This window comes from Streptomyces sp. NPDC050287 (assembly GCF_044459385.1).
In the GTDB taxonomy this organism is placed as follows: Bacteria; Actinomycetota; Actinomycetes; order Streptomycetales; family Streptomycetaceae; genus Streptomyces.
The window spans coordinates 1-23,645 of the sequence record NZ_JBITIY010000018.1 but is presented as its reverse complement, the minus strand read 5'-3'; the positions used below and the strand labels follow the sequence as shown (position 1 = coordinate 23,645).

Here is a 23,645-nt window from a genome sequence, read left to right as displayed (position 1 = left end):
TGCGGAGCCGTACGCGCTGTACGGCCCTGTGGAGCCGTTCGCGGTCTGCGGCGGCCCCTGGCGGCGGTGCACCGGACGATGCGGTCCGGTCCGGGGTTTCTGGCCCCGGACCGGACCGCACTCAGGTCAGCTCAGGCCCTCGATGGTGGTGCGGACCTTGGCGATGATGTCGGCGGGGATGGGCGCGTAGTCGTTGGCCGAGAGGACCTTCTGGCCGTCCTCGGAGGCGATGAAGCGCAGGAACGCCTTGGTGGCGGGCAGGGTCTCCGCCTTGTTGCCCTTGTCACAGACGATCTCGTAGGTGACGAGGGTGATCGGGTAGGCGCCCTCGGCCTTGGTCGCGTAGTCCAGCTTGAGCGAGAGGTCCTTGCCCGTGCCGACGACCTTGGCGGCGCCGATGGCCTTGGTGGCGTTGTCCACGGTGGCGTCGACCGGGGCGGAGGCGCCGGTGTCGATGCTGACCGGGGTGATGCCGTCCTTGGCGTACGACAGCTCCATGTAGCCGATCGCGCCGGAGGTCTGCTTGACCTGCTGGGCGACGCCGGAGGAGCCGGACGCGGACTGGCCGCCCTTGGCCTGCCAGGCCTTGCCGCCCTCGTAGGGCCAGTCGCTCTTGGCGCCGGCGATCAGGTACTTGGTGAAGTTGTCCGTGGTGCCGGAGTCCTCGGAGCGGTGGAACGCCTGGATCTTGAGGTCGGGAAGCTTCGCGTCGGGGTTCAGCTTCTTGATCGCGTCGTCGTTCCACTTCGAGATCTTGCTGTTGAAGATCTTGGCGAGGGTCGGGGCGTCCAGCACGAGCTTGTCCACACCCGGGACGTTGAAGCCGACCGCGATCGGGCCGCCGACCATCGGGAGGTCGATGCCCTGGCCGCCGGAGCAGACGCTCTTGGAGGCGGTGACCTCTTCGGGCTTCAGCGCGGAGTCGGAACCGGCGAAGGCGACCTGGCCCTGCGTGAAGGCGGTGATGCCGGCGCCGGAGCCGCTGCCCTTGTAGTTGATCTGCACGCCGCAGGCCTGGGTGAACTGCTTGACCCAGGCGTCGATCGCGTTCTTCTGCGCGGAGGAGCCGTCGGCGAGCAGTTGGCCCTTGGCGTCGTCGCACTTGATGTTGCCGGCGGCGGCCGTGGCGGAGGCGCTGCTGCCGCCACCGTTGCTGGTGTCGTCGGAGCCGCACGCCGTGAGGGCCAGGGCGCCGGAGACGGCGAGAGCACCGAGGGTGAGGGCCCGCCGGTTCATGCGCTGAAGCTTCACTGAGGGAGTTCCTTCCAGGAGCCGCCGTCCTGAATTCGGCGGCGTGCGAGAAGTCTGGGTGATGCGGGCCCGTATTCCCGGTACGCGGTCCACATCGGTAAGGCCGAAATTAGGCAGATCAAGTGAAGGCGCCTACGGCCGTAAATGAACGGAGGGTGAACCCCTGAAGGCGGTGTGGTTAGGTCACGGAACGCTTACGAGGAGGGCACACGGAGGTACCGACCCTGGCCCGGTCCCAGCGGTCGGCCGACGCTCCCCCGAACCTGAGGTGGAACCCGTCGCGGCGTGGGCCCGTCTCGTTCCACGGAGCCGACGGAATTCCGACCGTCGGCTGACGGAGGGCACGGACATGGAACGGCGTACGTTCATAGGCGGCACCGCCACCGCACTCGCGGGGCTGGCAACGGCCTGCAAGGCCGGCGGCGGCTCCGCCGCGAGCAGCTCAGCCTCAGCTTCCCGCACTCCGTTCCGGGCCGCCAGCGCAACCGCCGCCGCCGACTGGGCCGCCCTCGCCCGCGACCTCGACGGCCCCCTGGTCCGCCCCGGCGACGCCGACTGGAAGTCCGCCCGCCAGCTCTACAACACCCGCTTCGACTCCCTGAAGCCGGCCGCGGTCGCCTACGTGGCGAACCCCGACGACATCCGCACGGTCCTCTCGTACGCCCGCGCCCACTCCCTCCGGGTGGCGATCCGCAACGGCGGCCACTCCTACGCGGGCTGGTCCTCCGGCGACGGCCGGCTGATCGTCGATGTCTCGAAACTGAACCGCGTCCGGGCGAGCGGCGGCACGGCGGTCGTCGGCGCCGGCGCCAAGCTGATCGACGTCTACCGGGCCCTGGCCGCGAAGGGCGTGACGATCCCCGCGGGCTCCTGCCCGACCGTCGGCGTCTCCGGCCTCACCCTCGGCGGCGGCCACGGGGTCGCCTCCCGGGCATACGGCCTGACCTGCGACAGCCTCACCCAGGCGACGATCGTCACCGCCGACGGCAAGCAGCTGACCGCCAACGCCACCGACCACAAGGACCTCTTCTGGGCGCTGCGCGGCGCGGGCAACGGCAACTTCGGCGTCGTCACCGAACTGCGCTTCAGGACACATCCGGCCCCGCGGGCCGTGACGGCGTACCTGTCCTGGCCGTGGTCGAGGGCGGCCGCGGCGATGAGGGCCTGGCAGGAGTGGGGCCCGTCCCAGCCGGACGAGATCTGGTCGTCCCTGCATCTGGCGGGGACGGTCGGAGGCCACGCCACCGTCTCCGTCGCCGCGTTCTCCCTCGGCACCTACGGCGAACTCAAGAACGCGGTGGACCGCCTCGCGGACAAGGTCGGCGCCCCCGCGAGCAGCGTCTCGCTGCGCCGCCGCGGCTACGAGGAGGCGATGGAGATCTACGCGGGCTGCTCCTCCTTCTCGGCGAACGCCCAGTGCCATCTGCCGGGTTCGACGCCGGGCCGCTCCACGCAGGGCGCGCTCGGCCGCGAGACGTACGCGGCCCGCTCGGACTTCTTCGACCGCTCGCTCTCCCCGGCCGGTATCCAGACGCTGCTCAGGCAGCTGGGCACGATCCGCGGCGGCTCCGGCAGCATCGCGTTCACCGCGCTCGGCGGGGCGGTCAACCGGGTCTCCCCGACCGCGACGGCGTTCGTCCACCGCCGCTCCCGGATGCTGGCCCAGTACATCGCCTCCTGGCGGGCCGGCACCAGCGGCTCGACAGCCCAGTCCTGGCTGACCGGGGCCCACAACGCGATGAAGCCGTACGCCTCGGGCGCCGCGTACCAGAACTACACCGACCCGACGCTGACCGACTGGCGCAAGGCGTACTACGGCGACGCGGCAGCGCGCCTGACCACCGTCAAGAGGCAGTACGACCCGGACCGCTTCTTCACCTGTCCCCAGGCGCTGTGAGGAGCCCCGGTGTGCTGAGGAGCTCGCGCGTGCTGAGGAGCTCCAGCGTGGTCATGCGGCGAGGTCCCGTTCCTCGTTGCCCGCGCCCGCGGCCTCCCGCCGGGCCCCGGACATCACGGCGTCCTGTTCGTCGTACGACCGTCCCCGCGCCCGGATCAGCAGGCCGGCCCGCGGGGAGCGCTCGATCGCCTTGGTGAGCGGGGTCAGCAGGGCCATGGCCACCGGGGACAGCAGCAGTGCGACGGCGGTACCGAGCGCGAAGCCGCCGACGACGTCCGTCGGGTAGTGCACGCCCATGTAGATCCGGCAGAACCCTTCGAGCAGCGCGAGCCCGAGGCCGAAGAGCCCGAACTTGCGGTTCGCGACGCAGAGTCCGACCGCCATCGCCATGGTGATCGTCGCGTGGTCGCTGACGAACGAGTAGTCGGTCTTGCCGGAGACCAGGACGTCGATCCCCTCATGGGTGCGGAAGGGCCGGGGCCGCTCGACGAAGCCCCGTATCGGCACGTTCACCAGCACCGCGATCCCGGCGGCCAGCGGCGCCCAGACCAGCGCGGCCACGGACGACGCCGCGTCGTCGGCGCTCCGCCGCCGCACGGACCACCAGCACCACACCACGAGCAGCACCATGGCCAGCAGCAGTCCGTACTCGCCGACGAACTCCACGGCCCGGTCGAACCATGCGGGCGCGTCCTTGGCGAGGCCGTTGATGTCGTACAGCAGATCGACGTCAGGGTTCGACCCGGATTCTGCGAGTCCAGCCATGGTGCGCGGCCCCTTCGTCGTCTCTCCCGGCACGCCTTTGCGCACGCCGTTTTCTGCCCACCCCCGCTGGTTTGCAGATTCGCTACGTCACCAGGAACGCACGACTCCTGTTCATACGTTCCACACTCCACCGAATGATCACGCAGACGTTATCGAAGAGAGACCCATCACCGCAGCTCAGGGGGTGGGTTCACGCTCGGTTCACACCGTGGTGGGGAGCGCTTTCGCGCCATCTTCGGTTACCCGCGTGGCTCCGAAATAGTCGGGGGTGTCGATCGGGTCGAACCGGATCACAGCACCTGTTCTCGGCGCGTCGATCATGTACCCGCCGCCGACATAAATCCCCACATGGTGGATGGCCCGGGAGTTGGTGAGATCGGTCGAGAGGAACACCAGGTCACCGGGGAGCAGCTCGTCCCTGGACGGATGCGGACCCGCGTTGTACTGGTCGTTGGCGACCCGCGGCAGGGTGATCCCGACACTCGCGTACGCGGCCTGCGTCAGCCCCGAACAGTCGAACCGTCCGCCCTGCTCAGCGGTGCCGGTGCCGCCCCACAGATACGGCGTGCCGAGCTTCTTCTGCGCGTAGTAGATGGCTCCGGCCGCCTGCTTGGACGGGTCGACCCGGCTGACGGGAGCCGCGAAGCTCTCCTCCAGGGTCGTGATCGTCTTCACGTAGTTCCGGGTCTCCCGGTACGGCGGCACTCCCCCGTACTTGATCACCGCGTAGGCCCCCGCGTTGTAGGAGGCGAGCATGTTTTCGGTCAGATTCCCGGGTACGTCCTTCACGTACGAGGCGAGCGAGCAGTCGTACGACGCGGCGGACGGGATCGCGTCGTTCGGATCCCACACGTCCTTGTCGCCGTCCCCGTCGCCGTCGACACCGTGCGTGGCCCACGTACCGGGAATGAACTGCGCTATCCCCTGCGCCGCCGCGGGCGACTGGGCCCTCGGGTTGAAGCCGCTCTCCTGGTAGAGCTGAGCGGCGAGCAGGGCCGGGTTGATGGCGGGGCACATGTTGCCCCACTTCTGCACGAGCGGCTGGTAGGCGGCGGGCACGGCGCCCTTGGCGAGCTTCCTGACCACACCGCCCGCCTCGCCCGCGAGGTTCCCGGCGACCACGTACACGCCGACGACGAGCAGCATCACGAAGCTGAGCCCCGCCCCGCCGGCGACACCCGCCACGACCCACGCCTTACGCACCGTCAACCGCCCCTCGGCCCCTGGGAGTCCGCCCGCGTCAGTCTAGGAGCTTCCCACCACGAACCCGCCGCAACCAGGCGCGATCCGGCCGCGGTCGCTCGTGGATCTCCGGTGGAGGGTGCGGTGGCGGCTCACGGATCCCCCGCCGCATCGCGGTACAACTCCGCCGCCTCCGCCCCGAGAACGACGCTGTACGACACGTCTGCCGTGGCCCCGCCCTCCTCATGTCCGCCCAGGATCCCCACGAGCTTCCCGTCCCCGTTGATCCAGGGGCTGCCACTGGTCCCCCCGCTGAAGTCGGGACACTCGATGCGTTGCTGCGTACGACTGTGCGGCACGGGCTTGTTGGTGCAGCTGATCGGCACCTCACGCGAGTCGGGATACCCGGTGACGGTGACGGCGGTGGCCCCGGTGGCGGTACGGGGGGCGAGACGGTTGCCCCCGACGAGGTCCTCGATCTGCTTGCCACCCCGCCCGGCGACGACGGCGAAGGCGACGTCACTGTCCTCGTCCTCCGCCTTGGCCCACCCGTCGGGCATGAACCGCCGCTCGACCTTCCACCGCCCGTAGGGAGACCGCCCGTCCCGATACCCGGGCGCGAACACGAGTTCCCCCGCGCTCTCGTCCAGACAGTGCGCGGCGGTGGCGATGAGGTCCCGCCCCGTACTGTGCACCACGGACGCGGTACAGAAGTGCTGCCCGTCGTCGAAGAGGGCCCCCACGCGCGCACTCCGCTCACTGGGAAAGGCCACGGCGGTCACCCCGAGCGGCCCTGCCCCGTCATCGGCGGCCGCTTCGGAGGCCGACGTGACGGCGAGCAGGACGACAACGGCATGCAGGAGCCGCCGGGACCGCGGCGTTCGCTTGGTCATCGGGGCTCAGCATGGCGAACGAAGGTGAGAACGCGGTCAACTCCGGGTTCCGACTCATCCTCATCGACACTCGGCCCACAGCAGCTTCCCGCCCTTGGATGCCCCCAGCTCCCGCAACACGGAGACCCCGACCGCGTCCGCACAGGCCCGCACCAGCCGCAACCCGCGTCCGCCCTCGGCGTCCCACGGGGGTACGGCACCGACCTCCCCGAACCCCTCCGGCACCCGTGGGTCGCTGTCCCATACGGCGACCCGCAACCGACCGGGTTCCATCGCGCGGAGGCGCAGGGCATAGGGGCCGTCGGTGTGGAGATGGGCGTTGGTGAGAAGTTCGGAGGCGAGGAGTTCGGCGGTCGGGGCGAGCGCGGAGAGCCCGTGCGCATCGAGGACGGTACGGAGGGTCGCGCGGCCGATCCCCGGTGCGTGTGGATCGTGCGGGAGGTGAAGGGTGTACGCCCAGGGCGGGGATACGGTGGGCATGGAAGTCTCCGGTCACTTGGGGGAGTTGGGTATGTGCTGACGGTTATAAGGTAGCGATATACAGTGAATGCATTCACTGTTTCTTGCTAATCGCGTTCACTACCACCCGTGCGAGTGACACAAGGAGGCGGCAAGCCCGTGAGGAACCCAACGGGTCGCCAACTGCGTTTCGGCACTGAACTGCGCAAACTCCGGGAGCGGGCCGGTCTGAACGCCACCGAGGCCGGTCAACTCATGGGAATCAAGCAGGCCCAGGTCAGCAACATGGAGGCCGGCCGCGTGGGCGTGAGCCCCGAGCGGGTACGTGCCCTTGCCTGCCGCTACGACTGCTCCGACCAGCCCCTGATCCAGGCCCTCAGCGAGATGACCGCCCCGCGGCCACGCGGCTGGTGGGAGGAGTACCGAGAGTTGCTCGCCCGCCCACTCCTCGACCTGGCCGAACTGGAGCACCACGCCCAGTCGTTGCGGGACTCCACCACGGCCCGTATCCCCGGCCTGCTCCAGACCCGCGAGTACGCACTTGAGATCTTCCGTCAGGCGGTCACGGAACTCTCACCGCCCGACATCGAGCACCGCCTGTCGTTCCGCATCAAGCGGCAGGCGATCCTCTTCCGCAAGGACGACCCGACCCCGTACGAGGCGATCATCCACGAGGCCGCCCTGCGCATGAGGGTCGGCGGCTCCACGGTTGCCCGGCAGCAGCTGCAGCACCTGCTCGACATGAGCGACCGAGAGCACATCACCCTGCGGGCCATCACCTTCGACGTCGGCGCCTATCCAGGGTCCGGGCAATCGATCCACTACGCGCACGGCCCGGTACCGCAACTGGACACCGTCTACCTCGACCAGGCCCACGGCCTGGCGTTCCTCGACGCCGAGACGCAGTTACACAAGTACCGCACGCTGTTCGACCGGATCGAGGCTGTCGCACTCGCCCCGGAGAAGACCCGCGACCTGATCCACAACGTGATGCGAGAGCTGTGAAGGGAACGCCATGACCCCACGCTGGCAGAAGTCGTCGTACTGCTCCGAGGGCGCCTCCTGCGTCCATGTCACCGCCGCAGCGGAAACGATCCATCTCACCGAAAGCAGCGACCCGGCCCGAGTCATACTCACGGCCGCCCCGGCCGCCTTCGACGCTTTCATCGCCGTACTCAAGGAAGAATCCCCCCGTGTCTGAGATCCCCCCGAACCTCACCTGGGAACGCGCCGCCCCGCCCGACGCCACCGGTCCGGGCCCCTGGATCGAGATCGCCTTCGGCGAGGGCCAGGGGGACGACGACGGGGAAGCCCCCGTCTACCTCCGCGAGACCAGCGACCCCGACACCGTCGTCACCACGAACCGCCGCAAGTGGGAGGCCTTCGTACTCGGGGTCCAGGCAGGCGAGTTCGACCACTTCGTGGAGGGCGTCGAGGAACTGGAGAACCCGCCGCATGCATAGAAGCCGCGTCTACGCGCTGTTGATCGACAGCCCCGAGCCGGAGGCCGCCGCGGCCTTCTGGTCCGCCGCGCTGGGCGCGCCCGCCCGCCCGGTCCCGTCGGAGGAGCAGTTCACGTCGTTTCACGAGGCCATCCCCGGCCTGGTGACCGCGGTACAGGCGGTCGACGACGAGCCCCGCTTCCACCTCGACATCGAAACCGACGACGTGGAAGCCGAAACCGCCCGCCTGCTCGGCCTGGGCGCCACTCAGGTCGGCCGCTGGCTGGAGTGCCGCATCCTGCGCGCCCCCGGCGGCCACCTCCTGTGCGTCCTGCCGGTGCACAGCGCGCCCGAGGTCTTCGAGGCCGGGGCACGCGTCTGGCCGTGAAGGGGCCGCGGCCCTCGTCAGCTACCGCGAAAAGAGGCAGAACGGGTGGCCCGCCGGGTCGCACAGGACACGGACATCGGACTGGGGTTGGAAGTCCGCCACCGTCGCCCCCAGGGCAAGGGCGTGATCGACGGCTGAGGACAGGTCGTGCACCTCGATGTCCAGATGCGTCATCATCTGCTGCTCGGACCGGCTGGAAGGCCACTGCGGACGGGTGTAGAGCGGCTCCGTCTGGAACGACAGCCCGGCACCGCCGTCGGGCGGTGCGATCTCGACCCAGCCCGGTTCCTCCTTCTGCACCGGCCACCCGAGCAGGCGTTGATAGAACCGCGCCAACTCGTGGGCGTTCGGTGCGTCAAGAGTGGTCGCGGCCAAGGTGAAACGCGGTTGGGGCTTCGTGCGGTCCTGCTTCCCGGCTTCGCCGCCGAGATGGCTGACCACACCGGCCCGCGGGAACGTGCGTGGAGGCCAGGTGCCCGCAATCACTCCCTGACTGCCGCCGGTGCCGGGACCAGAGGGAAGGTCACTCCCGTCAGGTCCTCCGACACCGTCCACAGGCGGCGGGCCACCTCCGGGTCACTCGCCGCCGCCGAACGGCCCACCAGGGTCGGACCGCCCCGCATCTCGCCCGTACCGTCCGGGCCCACGTAGCTCGCGCCGGGCAGATCCTGCGTCGCCGCGTACAGGGTGGGCAGGGCGCCTGCCCTGTCGTCCTGGGCGAAGAGCCTGTTGCCGAGCCGCATGAACACGCGGGCCACCGGGCTCGCCGCGTGACTCTGCAGGTTGGTGGCCGAGTAGCCGGGGTGAGCGGCCAGGGCGCGGACGAGGGAGCCCGCGGACGTCAGGCGGCGCTGGAGTTCCAGGGTGAAGAGCAGGTTGGCCAGCTTGGACTGGGCGTAGGCGCCGCGCGGGCTGTAGGCGGAGTCCATGTTGAGGTCGTCGAAGTCGATCGTCGGGTCGCCCCAGCGGTGGGCGCCCGAGGAGACGGTGACGACCCGGTCCATGACGTACGGCAGGAGCAGGTTCGTCAGCGCGAAGTGCCCGAGGTGGTTCGTGCCGAACTGCATCTCGAAGCCGTCCCGCGTCCGCTGTTGCGGGACCATCATCACGCCGGCGTTGTTGATCAGCAGATCCAGCGGGCGGCCCGCCCAGGCGTCCGCGAACTCCCGTACGGACGACAGGTCCGCCAGGTCCAGCCGGCGCACCTCCGTGCTGCCGTTCACCGTCGCGGCCGCCGCACGGCCCCGCTCCACGTCCCGCACGGCGAACACCACATGCGCGCCCGCCCGGGCCAGCGCGTCCGCGGCCGTCAGGCCGATTCCGCTGTTGGCACCCGTGACGACCGCGGTGCGGCCGGCGAGGTCGGGGAGGTCGGTCGTGTTCCATCGGTCGTTCTTCTCAGCTGTCATACCCGTCAATGTAGACGTCGACAACAATGATGGCAATGCCTACAAAGATGTCAGTGTCCACAAAGGTGGCAGTGCCTACAAAGATGACGGCGACAACATCGGGTTACGATGGCCCACATGCCCGAAAGCCGCCCCTATCACCACGGCGACCTGCGCGCCGCCCTCCTCGAGAGCGCGGAGCGCACCCTTCGGGAGAAGGGGGTCGGCTCGCTCTCGCTGCGCGAACTGGCCCGGGACGTCGGCGTCAGCCACGCCGCCCCCGGCCGGCACTTCAGGGACAAGCAGGCCCTGCTCAACGCCCTCGCCCTGGCCGGCTACGACCGACTCGCCCGCACCCTGGACGGCGCCGACGACCCCGCGCTCCCCCTCGAACCCCGCCTCAGCGCCCTGGCCCGCGCGTACCTCGGCTTCGCCACGGACAACGCCGAACTCCTGGAGCTCATGTACGCCCGCAAACACGAGCCCGAGGCCACCGAGCAGATGGCTGCCGGAATTGACCGGACGGTGGGCGGCCTGGCGCGGGTGATCGCAGACGCACAGCAGCGCGGCGAGATCGTCGAGCGTGATCCGGAACGTCTCACCTTCATCGTCGGCGCCACCGTCCACGGCCTCGCGAGCTTCACCGCGAACAGCATGATCGACGCGCCCACGGCCCTCGACATGATCGACGAGGCGGTCCACCACCTGCTCCACGGCCTCACACCCCGCTGAGCGCGCCCGAGGGCGAACCAGGGGTAACCGGGTGCCACCAGAAGCAGTCAGAAGCGCCCGGCGTGACCGGGCGTCACCTCACCGCGCCCGTGCGCCCTCTGTGAGCGTGGTCAAGCCGTGGCCATCCCCCGCCCATCGGGCAGCCATCGATCAGCAATCCGCCAACCCGCTTCAGTAAGGCGGAAGTCAGGATTCCGCACTTCTCTTGTTGTCACGTACTCAACAAGCGACAGTTTCGGCGGGCCGCCGCCCGCCGCCGGGGACCACGTACCGGTGGCATCGCCACCCGCACTGCCCCTGTCAACCACTCTCAGGAGGCTGTCCGTTGCGTACGAATCCCCACAACCCCCGCCCCATACGCGTCAGATGGACCCGTATCACCCGTATCGGTTCCACTGCCGCAGCCACCGCCGCGCTCGTGTTCGCCGGACTCGGCACCGCGGCCGCCTCAGCGAGCGCCACCCCCCAGACCACCGCCACCGCCCGGACCACCGCCTCCACCGCGACCTCGTCGAAAGTGACGTGGACGGCCACCCCCTGCGCCACGCCCAAGCACCAGGGCGACCTGGCCTGCGACTCCCTCCGCGTCACCGGCGGCCTCACCGCCTTCCAGAAGCACCAGGCCGCCGTCGACGACGTCACCCCGAAGGCCGCCGACGCCTCCAGCCCCTCCGGCTACGGCCCCTCCGACCTCCAGGACGCCTACGGCCTCACCAGCGCGGCAGCGAGCAGCGGCTCCGGCAAGACCATCGCCATCGTCGACGCGTACGACGACCCGAACGCCGCCGCCGACCTCGCGAAGTACCGCTCGTACTACGGCCTGCCCTCCTGCACCACCGCCAACGGCTGCTTCAAGAAGGTCAGCCAGACCGGCTCCACGACCTCCCTCCCCAGGGCCGACAGCGGCTGGGCCGAGGAGGAGTCGCTGGACCTCGACATGGCGAGCGCGACCTGCCCGAACTGCAAGATCCTGCTGGTCGAGGCCAAGTCCGCCAGCATGGCCGCCCTCGGCACGGCGGTGAACGAGGCGGTCAGTCTGGGCGCCACGTCCGTCTCCAACAGCTACGGCGGCTCGGAGTCCTCCTCCGACACCTCGTACGACTCCTCCTACTTCAACCACCCCGGCGTCGCCATCACCGTCAGCGCCGGCGACTCCGCCTACGGCGCCGAATACCCGGCCGCCTCGAAGGACGTCACCTCGGTCGGCGGCACCAAGCTCTCCGCCTCCTCCACCAGCCGCGGCTGGACCGAGAGCGTCTGGAAGACCAGCAGCACCGAGGGCACCGGCTCCGGCTGCTCCTCGTACGACGCCAAGCCCTCCTGGCAGACCGACACCGGCTGCGCCAAGCGCATGATCGCGGACGTCTCGGCCGTCGCCGACCCGGCGACCGGCGTCTCGGTCTACGACTCCTACGGCGTCACCGCCGGCTGGTACACGTTCGGCGGCACCAGCGCCTCCTCGCCCATCATCGCGGCCGTCTACGCCCTCGCCGGCACCCCCTCCAGCGGCTCCTACCCGGCCGCGTTCCCCTACGCGCACACCTCGGCCCTCAACGACGTGACCTCCGGCAACAACGGCACGTGCTCCACGAGCTACTTCTGCACCGCCCGGACCGGCTACGACGGTCCCACCGGCTGGGGCACCCCCTCGGGTGTGAGCGCCTTCACAGGCTGACCCTCCGTCACCGCATCCAGCCCGCACGGGCCGTGGCACCCAGCCACGGCCCGTTCGGCATGCCCGGGTTAACCTTCACCGCAGGACACGGGGTGCGGACACGGGTCAAACACCGGTCGTGGACAGCGTCACACACCGGTCGCGGACACGGGTCCTGAAAAGGGGTCAACGACGGAACCTCCGCCAGGTTTCGCTCCGGCCTCATTGCCCGGCGTGACCTGCCGTGATACACAGAGTGACCATACGAGTCCTCACCTACCGTCCGACGCCTGTTCGAGGAAAACCCGGAGGGCCGACATCGAGCGGTGGCAAGGTATTCGTACGAAACCCGCCAATCAATGACGTCAAGTCGACATACGACAGCGCCATTGTCGGCGAGAATGAGGGCTGACCTCTGCGCCAAGGCAGGGGAAGCGGAACTACCCACCAGGGGCGGTGACTTACATGCTCTTTGCGGCCGACAAGGGAGACATCAACACCATCATCGGCGGGATCGCTCCGGACTGGGGCCCCTTCGGCAGCCTGGGCAACGAGGCGAAGGTGATGATCGAGGTCGTGATGGCGGTGGCCATCCTGCTCTGCCTCGGCATCGCCATCTGGGGCGCTGCCAAGCAGCGCATCGGTGCCACGGCCCTGCGCGACACCTTCAGCGCGGAGCAGGGCAAGGGCCTCATCATCGCGGGCCTGACGGGAGTCTTCATCATCGGCTCACTCGGCACGTTGTTCACCATCGTGTACGGCATGGCCGTGTAGGCGGGCGACCACGGCCCGTGCGGGGCGCGTCCGCCCGGCTCCCCCTCCACCCCATCCGTCCGTCGTGCCCACCGGCTGAGGTTGCGTTTCCCTGATGTCGAGTCACCACACCGCGCCCGCGCGGGAACCAGCACGGCTACCGTCGTACTCGTACGCGTTTTCCTACGCGTTTCCGCACGACGTCGAGGGGGCGTACGCGGCATGACTCTCGGGGACGACCACGAGACCTCCGGCGGGTACGGCGGTACGGGCCACACCCGGACCACCCGCCTGCCCGACCGGGCCGGCGACGTGTACGGCGGCGCCCGCAGAGGCCGCGGCTCCTCCAGAAGCCTGGTCACGGTGGTCGGCGTCATCGTCCTCCTCATCGCCGCCATCGCCTTCGCGAACCGCGGAGGCGACGACACCCCGTCCACGAAGACCGACAAGGCGGGTTCCCTCCCGGGGGCGGCTTCAACGGCGGCGAGCGGGAAGAAACCTGTCCAGTCGAACTCGGGCTTCGCCCATGACGAGCAGGGTGCCCAGAGCGCGGCCGCCAACTACGCCGTCGCTCTGGGCTCGGCAGACATGTTCGACAAGGCCAAGCGTGATGCCATCCTGCAGGCGATCATCACGCCCTCCCGGGTCTCGGCCTTCGATGCTGCGCTGGACAAGGCCTATACCCCCGAGTTCAACAAGAACGTCGGCCTGAGCCCGAACGGCTCCGCACCGTCGGGCTACACGTTCGTATCCCGTACGAGCCCGATCGGCACCAAGCTCGCCCAGTCCTCCGCCAACACCGCAACCGTTGAGGTCTGGTGCAGTGGCCTCCTCGGCCTGGCCGGCGAGAACTCCACGAACCCAGTCACCAACAGCTGGTTCACCATCACGATGAAACTTGAGTGGACCGGCAACGACTGGAAGATCGTGACGCACTCTCAGAAGGACGGCCCAGCGCCCGTTCCCGGCGACGAGAGGGCTTCCAGTGCCGACGAGATGGCAAAGGCCGTCCAGGAGTACGGAGGGTTCACCTATGCCCGCTAGCCACCGCGTACTCAAGCTGGCGGCCGCCGTCACGGCGGTGCAGACCGCAGCCGTGCTGATGGCCACGCGGGCCTTGGCGGCACCCACGCCTTCGCCCAAGCCGAGTAACAACCCCTGCGATCTGATCCACGGCCCCGCCAAGGACTACTGCGAACAAGGCAGCGGCTCCACCGGCACAGCCCGCCGCGGCGCGACCACCCCCCTCACCGACACCCTCGACCCCCTCTCCTCCCTGGCAAGGGGCTGTGCCGACGCCGCGTCCTGGACCGTCGACCAGCTCAGCAAGGCCGTGAAGGAGACCGCCAACGTCGACTTCACCAACCAGAAGTTCCTCCAGCAGTACGCCGTCGTCTTCGCCGCGTCCGCGATCCTCACGCTGCTGCTGTGGCTGCTGGCCGTCGCCAAGCGGGCCGTGCGCGGCGTGCCGCTGACCACCGCCATCAGTGAAGCGGTCGGCTTCCTGTGGCTCACCGTGCTCGCCTCCGCCTTCACCCCGCTGATCCTGTACACCGTCGTCTCCGCGACGGACAGCATCAGCGATGTCCTCGCGAAGACGACGGGCAATCAGACGGACACGTTCTTCGGCACGTTCTCCGAGGCCCTCAACAAGGGCGACGACATCGGCGGCGGCCCGATCATGCTGATGCTGGTGTCGCTGGTGTCGATCGTCGCTGCCGGTGTCCTCTACCTGGAGCTGTATCTGAGGGCCGTCCTGTTGTACGTGGGCGCCCTGCTCGGCGTCGTCGTCTACGCCGGCCTGGTCGACAAGAACCTCTGGGGTCACGTACGCCGCTGGGCGGGCGTGATGATCGCGGTGATCCTGGTCAAGCCGGTGATCGTGATCGTCCTCGGCCTCGCCGGAGCCCTCGCCTCGGACGGCGGCCCCGACTCGCTCGCCGCGGTCGTGTCCGGCCTCGCCATCATCCTGCTCGCCATCTTCGCCAGCGCGATGATCTACCGCTTCGTCCCCGGCTTCGGCGACGAGATCGCCAACTCCCGCAGCAACCGCATCATGCAGGGCGCCGAGGGCAAGGCCGCGGCCGTCATGACCTCCCCCGCGACCCTGGTCGCCCAGGGCATCAAGACGCACAGCACCCGCGCCGACAACAACGGTGGCGGAGGCCAGGGCGGCTCGGGCGGCGGTGCCCGTCCGAGCAATCCGGCGTCCGGCGGTGTCGCCGCGCACAGCACGCGCTCCCCGAACGGAGGCGGTGGATCTGTCCCCTCCGCTGCCCCCGCTCCCCGCGCGGGCAGCCCGGTGAACACCCCCCACGCCAGCAACACCCGCAACAGCAGTACCAACAGCACGGGAGGTGAAGGGCGTTGACGACCGAGTCCCACGTGTCCCATCAGGTCACGCCCCGCCGTACATATCTGATCGGCCGCGCCCGGCCGAACGCGATCGTCGGCAGGAATCGTGAGACCGGCGAGATCGCGCTCATCATCGGCGGCGCGTTCCTCGGCATGATGTGCGGGCTCCTCGTCCCGGTGCTGTCCATGCGCATCGTCCTGCTGATGGGCTTCCCCATGGTGGCGCTGGCCGCGGTCTACGTGCCGTACAAGCGCCGCACGTTCTACAAGTGGTTCGAGATCAACCGCAGCTACAAGCGCACCCTCAAGCGGACCGCCACCTACCGTTCCGGCGTCGTCGAGGCCGGCACCCGCCTCGACGGCCGGGAGGTGGAGATCGGCCCGCCCCCGGGGATCGGCCGCATCAACTGGCTCGCGGCCCCGTTCGGCCCCGACGAGATCGCCGTACTGCTGCACGCGGACCGCAGAACCGTCACGGCGGCCATCGAGATCGAGGGGCCCGGCGTCGGCCTGCGCGACTCCGAGGACCAGGAAGCCCTCGTCGACCGCTTCGGCACCCTCCTCAAGCACGTGGCCAACGGCGACGGCTTCGTCACCCGCCTGCAGATGCTCGCCCGCACCCTGCCCGCCGACCCCGACGCCCACGCCAAGGACGTCGCCGTACGCGGGGACGAGAAGGCGCCGCCCTGGCTGCAGGAGTCGTACGACCAGTTGCAGTCGATGGTGTCGACCAGCAGCGAGCAGCACCGCGCGTACCTCGTCGCCTGCATGCACTTCACCCGGGAGCTCGCCGCCGAGGCGCACGCCATGGCGCGGGCGGCACGGCCCCACAACGGCCGCAAGCTGGACCGGGACGCCGGTCTCGCCGTCGTCATGGCCCGCGAGCTCACGGACATCTGCTCCCGTCTCCAGGAGGCGGACATCCGCGTACGGCAGCCGCTGGGCCAGGGCCGCCTCGCGTCCCTGATCCACTCCATGTACGACCCGGACCACCCCATCGACCACATCCAGGCGATGACCAAGCGCAACGCCTGGCCGGCCGAGCTGGACGCCATGGAGCCGACGTACCTCCAGGCCAAGACGCGGGAGTCGTCCACCCGCGCGCCCTGGTGCCACGCCACCGCCTGGGTGAAGGAATGGCCGATGACCCCGGTGGGCGTCAACTTCCTCGCGCCGCTCCTGGTCCATACCCCGGACGTCATCCGAACGGTCGCCGTGACGATGGATCTCGAGCCCACCGAGGTAGCCATCGAACGCATGCTGACGGAGAAGACCAACGACGAGGCCGAGGCCTCCCGCGCCGCCAAGATGAACCGCACCGTCGACCCCCGCGACGTCGCCTCCCACAACCGCCTGGACCAGCGCGGCGAGGACCTCGCGAGCGGCGCGGCCGGAGTCAACCTGGTGGGCTACATCACCGTCTCCTCCCGCTCACCCGAGGCCCTGGCCCGCGACAAGCGGACCATCAGGGCGTCGGCCGGAAAGTCGTACCTGAAACTGGAGTGGTGCGACCGCGAGCACCATCGCGCCTTCGTGAACACCCTTCCGTTCGCCACCGGCATTCGAAGGTAGGGGCTGCCGCATGCGGGATCCGTTGTCCATCCTCACCGACGCCTTCACGTCCTTCCTCTTCGGAAAGGTCGAGACGACCCGCCTGCCGGTACGCACCTCCACGGGCCAGGCGCAGGCCGTCTACCTCCCGACCGCCGCCCCCGGCCTCGGCGACTCGGGCGTCATCATCGGCCGCGAGGTCTACTCCGGGAAGGGCTACATCTACGACCCCTTCCAGCTGTACGGCCAACAGCTCCCGGCCCCGCACTGGCTGGTCCTCGGCGAGTCCGGCAACGGCAAGTCGGCGTTGGAGAAGACGTACGTCCTGCGCCAGCTGCGCTTCCGCGACCGCCAGGTCGTCGTCCTCGACGCCCAGGGCGAGGACGGCGCCGGCGAGTGGAACCTCATCGCGCAGGAGCTGGGCATAACTCCCATCCGGCTGGACCCGACGGCGGCACTCGACCAGGGCATCCGGCTCAACCCGCTCGACCCCGCGATCACCACCACGGGCCAGCTCGCGCTCCTGCGCACGATCATCGAAGTGGCGATGGGCCACGGCCTGGACGAACGCTCCGGCTTCGCCCTCAAGGTCGCCCACGCCTACGTCAACGAGACGATCGTCGAACGCCAGCCCGTTCTGATGGACATCGTCGAGCAGCTACGGCACCCCGAGCCGGAGTCCGCCGAGGCGATGAACGTCGCCCTGGACGACGTACGGGCATGGGGCCTGGACGTCGCCCTCGTCCTGGACCGACTGGTCGACGGTGACCTGCGCGGCATGTTCGACGGCCCCACGACGGTCGGCATCGACCTCGACGCCCCCCTGATCGTCTTCGACCTGTCCCACATCGACCGCAACTCCATCGCCATGCCCATCCTCATGGCGATCGTCGGCGTGTGGCTGGAGCACACCTGGATCCGCCCCGACCGGAAGAAGCGCATCTTCCTGGTCGAGGAGGCCTGGCACATCATCAACAGCCCCTTCGTCGCCCAGCTCTTCCAGCGGCTGCTGAAGTTCGGCCGCCGCCTCGGCCTGTCCTTCGTGGCGGTGGTCCACCACCTCTCGGACGTCGTGGACGGAGCGGCGGCGAAGGAAGCGGCCGCGATCCTGAAAATGGCGTCCACCCGGACGATCTACGCCCAGAAGGCGGACGAGGCCCGTGCCACCGGCCGGGTGCTCGGCCTGCCCCGCTGGGCGGTGGAGATCATCCCGTCCCTCACCCCCGGCATCGCGGTGTGGGACGTCAACGGCAATGTCCAGGTCGTCAAACACCTGGTCACGGAGACGGAACGGCCGCTGGTCTTCACCGACCGCGCGATGACCGAGTCGTCCCTGGACCACCAGCTGACCGACGACGCCCTGCGCGCCGCCGAGCTGGAGGCGGAGGAACGGGCGGCCGCGTTCGTGGAACAGCACCTCGGCGACTCCGAGTCGACGGTGGCGTAAGTCGCAGTACAGGGATGTATGGGACTTACGGCATGTACGGGACGTGCGGGCGTAATGGCCTGAGGCGCAGGGCGTAAGGGGAAGCGGGGAGCAGGGACCATGAGACCGGGTGACGAACGCGACCGCCGGCCGGACGGCCAGGGAGGCATCCCCGACGGCCTGCTGGTCGGCATACTCGCCTTCCTGCTCGGCATGACGGTACTGGTCTGGACGGCCACCGGCCTTTCCGCCCTGTTCAGCCACGGCTCCTGGCCGGACGGCGTCACCTTCACCCGCACCCCCCTGGCCATGCGCCGGCTGATCGCCCGACCCCACGACCTCCCTGGCGCCTGGCCCGACGCCGACGCCACCGCCCTCTCCGGCTACGGCCTCTTCTGGGGCCTGTTCATCGGCCAGCTGATGATCCTGGTCGTCCTGACGGTGTTCATCCTGGGCACCGTGGCCCGCTGGAGGGCGGTACGGGCACGGAGGAAGGCCGGGGCAGGACAGGGAACGCCGGCCGCCGAACCGACGGGCACCGAGTACCGGCCGACACCGGCCACACCGGCGTACGAGGTCCCGTCGCCGAGACCGACCCCGGGCCCGGCTCCGGGACCGGCCCCGGAGCAGCCCCCACTGGAGCAACAGCCGCCGTTCGCGCAACAGCCCTCGTTCGCGCAGCCGGACGCACAGCAGGCGGCATACGCGCAGCCGCCCACGCGGCCGCAGTCACCGGCGCAGCCACTGCCGCAGGCACAGCCGCAAGCGGGCGGATGGGAAACACCCGCGGTCCGCTACGGGCCCCCGGCAACCCGCCACCCCGCCGCCGCCCAGGCCGTACGCGACGCCGAGGGCCCCGCGCTCGTCCTCACCTCGAACCCAGCCCTCTGGCTGGACACCAAGGACGCCCGCGCCAAACTCGGCCCGGTCCATGTCTACGACCCCACGCACCTCTGCGACACCCCGGCCCGCCTCCACTGGTCCCCCACAACGGGCTGCGAGAACAAGCAGACCGCCGCAGCCAGAGCCACGGCCCTGCTCGCCCCCATCCGCCCCACCGCGAAGATCGACCAGGCCGTCACCGACGTGGCCGAGACACTCCTGCGCAGCTACCTGCACGCCGCCGCCGTCGACGGCCGCACCATCCGCCACGTCCACCGCTGGTCCCAGGGCGCCCAGATCCACGACGCCGTACGCGCGCTCCGTACCAACCCCAAGGCCGCCCCCGGCTCCGCCGGCGAACTCGAGGCCGCCCTCACCGCCCACTCCGAACGCCGGGACATCGCCCAGGAGCTGGCCGCCCGCGCCCTCGCCGCCCTCTCCACGGTCAACATCCGCGAGGCATGCACTCCCAACCGAACTGATGCCCTCGCCTTGGATTCCTTCGTGGACGAAGGGGGCACGCTTTACGTGGTGGGTGAATCCATCGAGGACCCCCGCACCAACCCGGGCGCGATGCCCCTCCTCACGGCCCTCACCTCAAGCGTGGTCGAGCGCGGCCGGCACATGGCCGAACGGTCATCCTCCGGTCGCCTCGACCCACCACTCACCCTCGTCCTGGACGACGTCGCCGCCGTGGCTCCGCTTCCCCAGCTCCCGGAGCTGCTGGCCACGGGAGCGGACCGCGGCCTGCCGACACTGGCCCTCCTCCGCTCCCGGGAACAGGCCCGCACCCGCTGGCCGAACGCCGAACTCCCGGTATAGCCGGCCCCCCTCAGTCCTGCCCCCGCTCGAGCACGAACTCCAGTTCGTTCTCCCCCGGCGCCGCCGCCAGCGGCACGGTGCGCCCACTCGGCACGAACCCGACCTTGCGATAGAACCGCTGGGCCCGCCCGTTCTCCTCGTGCACGATCAGCCGCACCCGCTCCGCCCCACGCCCCCAGGCCCACTCCAGGCCGGCGCCGAACATCACCTCGGTCAGCCCGTTCCCGCGCTCCTCGGGCCGTACGAACACCCCGACGATGTGCCCCTGCCTCCGCTCCACCGGGAACCCGGCCCAGTCCCGCGTCCCGGGCTGCTCCACCAGCACGGTCAGCGTCCCCACCCACTGCCCGTCGGGGTCCTCGGCGATGATCTGCTGCACCCCGAGAGCGCCCTCGGCGCCACCGGCCGTCCGCTCCTTCCAGAAGGAGTCCGGCTTGGCCGCGGCCTCCTCGTACGTCTCCAGAAAGGCAAGATGCGCGACCGGATCCCGCAGCGCCGCAAGCCGCAACTCCTTGGCGGCAGGCCACTCTTCAGCACGGACGGACCGGATCACATAGCTACTCATGCGCGCCACGCTAGTACCCCGGTACTACCCCCTCACTTCAAATACGCCCCCAAGGGCAGACAGCACAGGGGCAGACAGCGCAGGAACGCCCGACCGAACCCCTCACCGAGTACGTCCAGCGCGTCAGCCGGCGCATCCGCGCCTTCGACCGCCGCCACCCGGCATCTTGGTGATCTCCATACTCTCGGAACCTGGTCAACCCCTCGGCGACCAGCCAGGATTGCCTGCAATATCACGTGAAAGCTGGAGGAACAGTGCTGCCACGTTCGATCGCGGCCTTCGCAGGCGCAGTCGCCCTTCTGGGCGCGGGCCTGGCGCTGACTCCGTCCGCCGCCCGCGCGGATGGCAGCACTCTGTACGTGAACAACTCCGCGACGTCGAACTGCTCGGACAGCGCAGCCGACGCCGGCTCGCAGGCCCGGCCCTACTGTTCGCTGCAGACCGCCGTCGACGCCGCGCAGCCAGGTGACACCGTCATGGTGGTCAGGGGGGTCTTCGGACCGCTCGATGTGAAGACCTCGGGTACCGCGAGTGCTCCCCTCACCATCACCACGAGCAAGGTCCACACCCAGATCAACACGCCCCAGTCGGGCTCCGGCCCAGCACTCACCTTCGACCATGTACACGACGTGGCGGTGCACGGTTTCTCCATCTGGGCGAACGCCCAGACCGTCGTGGCGGTCGAGGGGTCCAGCGACGTCACGCTGGACGGGGACACCGTCGAAGGCGCCTCTTCGGGCACCCTGGTGGGCATCGACGGGAAGAGCAGCGCGGTCACGCTGAGCCGGGACAACATAGGGGCCAACCGAGGCGAGGACGGCGTGGACATCGCGTCGGGTGCCGGCGGGACTGTGATCACCGGCAGCAAGTTCGTCTACGCGAACAACACGCCCGTGAACGCGGCAGGCGTGCCCGGAACGGTCGTGGTGGGCAACACCTTCACCGACGACGGCGGTTGCAACACCGCGATCTCGCTCACCGGTGCCTCCGCCGGTTCGACGATCGAGAACAACGCCTTCTTCCTCGGAGCCCCGGGTGGCTGTGCGACCTACGGCACCAGCACGCCGGTGGTGGTGTCCTCCGGATCGACCGGCGGCACCACCTACGACTACAACGTCTTCGAGTCCGAGTCCGATGGCGCGCTCTACAGCTGGGGCGGCCATACCTACGCGACCGCCGCCGATCTGCAGGCTGCGACCGGCCAGGGAAAGCACGAACTGTACGTCGCGGTGGCAGCGGGCGCGACCAGCTTGGACATCACCCCGTTCATCGACTCCGCCGACGCCGACGCACCGGACGAGCTCAGCACCGACATCGACGGCAAGTCCCGCGTGGACGACCCGCTCGTGGCCGACACCGGCACGGGCGTCGGCTACTACGACCGCGGCGCCGTCGAATACCAGGACCCCTACCGGTTGGCGCCCGCCGTCTCCATCCGCAAGGGTCCGGCCCCGCTGTCCGAGACGATCACGGCGGACGAGACCAACCCCTGGAAGACCCGGATCACCCGCTACACCTTCGACTTCGGAGACGGCAGCGACCCAGCGGTGTCCGCCACCCCCAGCGTCACCCACACCTACGCCACGATCGGCCCTTACACCGTCACGGTCACCGCGACGACGGCGGCCGGGTCCTCCATCGCCGGCAGCGAAAAGGCCTACGTCACCGTCGCGGCCGACGCTCCGCTGGTGCCTGCACTGTCGCTCAGCCAGGCCTATCCGTACAGCAGTCTCACCGTCCGGGCGGACGCCACCAAAACCACCGACGACTGGAGCATCGCCGACTACAGCGTCGACTACGGCGACGGCACCCCGGCGGCGGACCTCGGCACCAGCGGCTCCGGTGGCCACACCTATCCCGAGCCCGGCACCTACACCGCCACCCTGACGGTCAAGGACGACGGCGGGAACACCGCCACCACCACCCAACAGGTCACCGTCGGCAGCGCACTCGTACCCTTCGGGCCGACCCGGATCCTGGACACCCGCAACGGCACCGGCGCCGCCAAGGCGAAGGTCGGCCCGGGCGCAGTGCTGCGCCTCAAGGTCGCGGGCGTCAAGGGCGTTCCCGGCACCGGGGTCACCGCTGTCACCCTCAACCTGGCCGGCGTCAACGCGTCCACCAGCACCGTGATCACCGCCTACCCCGACGGCACCACCCGGCCGACCGCCTCCAACCTGAACCTGGTCCCCGGCCAGGTCACGCCGAACCTGGTCACCGTGCCGGTCTCCCCGGGCGGCTACATCGACCTGTACAACCACTCGGGCAGCGTCGACCTGGTGGGTGACGTCGAGGGCTACTACAGCACCACCGCCGCGGTCACTTCGGGCGGCACGGGCTTCGTCCAGGAGAGCGGCCCGACCCGGGTGCTGGACACCCGCAACGGCACCGGCACGGTCAAGGGCAAAGCAGGGCCGGGCGGGCTGGTCACGCTCACCCTGCCGGCCGACGGCTACAGCAACGCCTCCGCGGTTTTGCTGAACGTCACCGAGACCCATGCCTCAGCCTCCAGCTGGGTCGGACTGGAGCCGGGCTCCGGCGATGTCCCCACCAGTTCCGTACTGAACTTCACGGCCGGACAGACCAGCGCCAACCTGGTCGTCGCGCCGGTCAGCAACGGGCGGGTCCAGTTCTACAACCGCAACGGAAGCGTCGACCTGATCGCCGACGTCGAGGGCTATGTCGTCTCCGACTTGTCGACGTCTCCGGACGCCCCGGGCTCGCCCTACTTCCCGATCTCGCCGACCCGGGCACTGGACACCCGCAACGGCACCGGCGCGGCCCAGGGCACACTCGGCGCCAAGTCCAAGCTCAGCGTCAAGGTGGCGGGGGCCGGCGGCGTCCCGGCCGGAGTACAGGCGGTGCTGGTGAACCTGACCGGCGTCAAGCCCACCACCAGCACCTGGCTCTCGGCCTACGCCGACGGATCCGCCCTGCCGGGCAGCTCCACCCTGAACCTCGCCGCCGACGCCACCCGCGCCAACCTGGCCCTGGTGCCGGTCGGTTCCGACGGGTCGATCGACATCTACAACAACAGCGGCAGCGTCAACGTGGTCGCGGATATCGAGGGCTACTACATCGGCTGATCGCCGTGCCGGGTGCGAAAAAACAAAAAGGCCCACGCCGTGAGGCGTGGGCCTTTTCTCTTTGAATGATTGTTCGGCGGCGTCCTACTCTCCCACAGGGTCCCCCCTGCAGTACCATCGGCGCTGTAAGGCTTAGCTTCCGGGTTCGAAATGT

At 69.6% G+C, this 23,645-nt stretch carries 22 protein-coding genes and 1 rRNA gene; 14 read left to right on the top strand and 9 right to left on the bottom strand.

Annotated elements, in window-relative coordinates:
* Window positions 1-126 precede the first annotated feature (126 nt).
* Window positions 127-1,251 (bottom strand): phosphate ABC transporter substrate-binding protein PstS, encoded by a 1,125-nt coding sequence (gene pstS, locus ACIBK3_RS40615; protein WP_399373110.1) that lies wholly within the window; start codon window positions 1,249-1,251, stop codon window positions 127-129.
* 349 nt (window positions 1,252-1,600) lie between these two features.
* On the opposite strand from pstS, the gene ACIBK3_RS40610 reads away from it, so the two are divergent.
* A complete protein-coding gene (locus ACIBK3_RS40610) occupies window positions 1,601-3,148 on the top strand; it encodes an FAD-binding oxidoreductase (protein ID WP_399373108.1) in 1,548 nt (515 codons plus the stop codon).
* 51 nt (window positions 3,149-3,199) lie between these two features.
* Here ACIBK3_RS40610 and ACIBK3_RS40605 read toward each other — a convergent pair whose 3' ends face one another.
* The 4 genes from ACIBK3_RS40605 to ACIBK3_RS40590 all read right to left on the bottom strand — a co-directional run bounded on the left by ACIBK3_RS40605 (window position 3,200) and on the right by ACIBK3_RS40590 (window position 6,468).
* A complete protein-coding gene (locus ACIBK3_RS40605; protein ID WP_399373106.1) occupies window positions 3,200-3,913 on the bottom strand; it encodes a phosphatase PAP2 family protein in 714 nt (237 codons plus the stop codon).
* A gap of 201 nt (window positions 3,914-4,114) precedes the next feature.
* Entirely contained in the window at window positions 4,115-5,059 is a 945-nt protein-coding gene (locus tag ACIBK3_RS40600; protein WP_399373323.1) for an NlpC/P60 family protein, read from the bottom strand.
* 188 nt (window positions 5,060-5,247) lie between these two features.
* Complete coding sequence (locus tag ACIBK3_RS40595) at window positions 5,248-5,988, bottom strand: trypsin-like serine peptidase (protein ID WP_399373104.1); 741 nt, start codon at window positions 5,986-5,988, stop codon at window positions 5,248-5,250.
* 60 nt (window positions 5,989-6,048) lie between these two features.
* Entirely contained in the window at window positions 6,049-6,468 is a 420-nt protein-coding gene (locus tag ACIBK3_RS40590) for an ATP-binding protein (protein ID WP_399373102.1), read from the bottom strand.
* A gap of 138 nt (window positions 6,469-6,606) precedes the next feature.
* On the opposite strand from ACIBK3_RS40590, the gene ACIBK3_RS40585 reads away from it, so the two are divergent.
* The 4 genes from ACIBK3_RS40585 to ACIBK3_RS40570 are packed head-to-tail and all read left to right on the top strand — an operon-like array spanning window position 6,607 to window position 8,277.
* Window positions 6,607-7,452 (top strand): helix-turn-helix domain-containing protein, encoded by an 846-nt coding sequence (locus ACIBK3_RS40585; protein WP_399373101.1) that lies wholly within the window; start codon window positions 6,607-6,609, stop codon window positions 7,450-7,452.
* 10 nt (window positions 7,453-7,462) lie between these two features.
* Window positions 7,463-7,648, top strand: coding sequence for a DUF397 domain-containing protein (locus ACIBK3_RS40580; RefSeq protein ID WP_399373099.1), 186 nt, complete (start codon window positions 7,463-7,465; stop codon window positions 7,646-7,648).
* Entirely contained in the window at window positions 7,641-7,910 is a 270-nt protein-coding gene (locus tag ACIBK3_RS40575; protein WP_399373097.1) for a DUF397 domain-containing protein, read from the top strand. Before ACIBK3_RS40580 ends, ACIBK3_RS40575 begins: the two co-directional genes overlap by 8 nt.
* Window positions 7,903-8,277 (top strand): VOC family protein, encoded by a 375-nt coding sequence (locus tag ACIBK3_RS40570; protein WP_399373095.1) that lies wholly within the window; start codon window positions 7,903-7,905, stop codon window positions 8,275-8,277. Before ACIBK3_RS40575 ends, ACIBK3_RS40570 begins: the two co-directional genes overlap by 8 nt.
* Before the next feature lie 21 nt (window positions 8,278-8,298).
* Here the strand turns inward: ACIBK3_RS40570 and ACIBK3_RS40565 are convergent, their stop codons facing one another.
* On the bottom strand, window positions 8,299-8,652 hold the full coding sequence (locus ACIBK3_RS40565) for a VOC family protein (RefSeq protein ID WP_399373093.1): 354 nt from the start codon (window positions 8,650-8,652) through the stop codon (window positions 8,299-8,301).
* Window positions 8,653-8,759: 107 nt separating this feature from the next.
* Complete coding sequence (locus ACIBK3_RS40560; protein WP_399373091.1) at window positions 8,760-9,686, bottom strand: oxidoreductase; 927 nt, start codon at window positions 9,684-9,686, stop codon at window positions 8,760-8,762.
* Window positions 9,687-9,794: 108 nt separating this feature from the next.
* On the opposite strand from ACIBK3_RS40560, the gene ACIBK3_RS40555 reads away from it, so the two are divergent.
* The 8 genes from ACIBK3_RS40555 to ACIBK3_RS40520 all read left to right on the top strand — a co-directional run bounded on the left by ACIBK3_RS40555 (window position 9,795) and on the right by ACIBK3_RS40520 (window position 19,840).
* Window positions 9,795-10,397 (top strand): TetR/AcrR family transcriptional regulator, encoded by a 603-nt coding sequence (locus ACIBK3_RS40555; RefSeq protein ID WP_399373089.1) that lies wholly within the window; start codon window positions 9,795-9,797, stop codon window positions 10,395-10,397.
* A 325-nt stretch (window positions 10,398-10,722) separates the two neighbouring features.
* Complete coding sequence (locus ACIBK3_RS40550; RefSeq protein WP_399373088.1) at window positions 10,723-12,072, top strand: peptidase S8; 1,350 nt, start codon at window positions 10,723-10,725, stop codon at window positions 12,070-12,072.
* Between the two features lie 444 nt (window positions 12,073-12,516).
* Window positions 12,517-12,825: a hypothetical protein gene (locus ACIBK3_RS40545; protein WP_003991275.1), complete on the top strand. Its 309-nt coding sequence runs from the start codon at window positions 12,517-12,519 to the stop codon at window positions 12,823-12,825.
* Window positions 12,826-13,026: 201 nt separating this feature from the next.
* Entirely contained in the window at window positions 13,027-13,848 is an 822-nt protein-coding gene (locus tag ACIBK3_RS40540; RefSeq protein WP_399373087.1) for a hypothetical protein, read from the top strand.
* Window positions 13,838-15,175 carry a hypothetical protein gene (locus ACIBK3_RS40535; RefSeq protein ID WP_399373086.1) on the top strand — a complete coding sequence of 446 codons (1,338 nt, stop codon included), beginning with the start codon at window positions 13,838-13,840 and terminating at the stop codon, window positions 15,173-15,175. Before ACIBK3_RS40540 ends, ACIBK3_RS40535 begins: the two co-directional genes overlap by 11 nt.
* The gene (locus ACIBK3_RS40530; protein WP_399373084.1) at window positions 15,172-16,731 is read left to right on the top strand and encodes an SCO6880 family protein; all 1,560 of its coding nucleotides are present in this window, start codon (window positions 15,172-15,174) and stop codon (window positions 16,729-16,731) included. Before ACIBK3_RS40535 ends, ACIBK3_RS40530 begins: the two co-directional genes overlap by 4 nt.
* 10 nt (window positions 16,732-16,741) lie before the next feature.
* Window positions 16,742-18,157 (top strand): ATP-binding protein, encoded by a 1,416-nt coding sequence (locus ACIBK3_RS40525; RefSeq protein WP_399373082.1) that lies wholly within the window; start codon window positions 16,742-16,744, stop codon window positions 18,155-18,157.
* Between the two features lie 99 nt (window positions 18,158-18,256).
* Window positions 18,257-19,840 (top strand): type VI secretion protein, encoded by a 1,584-nt coding sequence (locus ACIBK3_RS40520; protein WP_399373081.1) that lies wholly within the window; start codon window positions 18,257-18,259, stop codon window positions 19,838-19,840.
* A gap of 10 nt (window positions 19,841-19,850) precedes the next feature.
* Here ACIBK3_RS40520 and ACIBK3_RS40515 read toward each other — a convergent pair whose 3' ends face one another.
* Window positions 19,851-20,405 carry a GNAT family N-acetyltransferase gene (locus tag ACIBK3_RS40515; RefSeq protein ID WP_399373079.1) on the bottom strand — a complete coding sequence of 185 codons (555 nt, stop codon included), beginning with the start codon at window positions 20,403-20,405 and terminating at the stop codon, window positions 19,851-19,853.
* 254 nt (window positions 20,406-20,659) lie between these two features.
* Here ACIBK3_RS40515 and ACIBK3_RS40510 point away from each other — a divergent pair, with 254 nt between their 5' ends.
* Window positions 20,660-23,491, top strand: a complete 2,832-nt coding sequence (locus ACIBK3_RS40510) for a PKD domain-containing protein (protein WP_399373078.1) — start codon at window positions 20,660-20,662, stop codon at window positions 23,489-23,491.
* A 71-nt stretch (window positions 23,492-23,562) separates the two neighbouring features.
* Here ACIBK3_RS40510 and rrf read toward each other — a convergent pair.
* Window positions 23,563-23,645 (bottom strand): 5S ribosomal RNA (gene rrf / locus ACIBK3_RS40505); the annotation flags it as partial.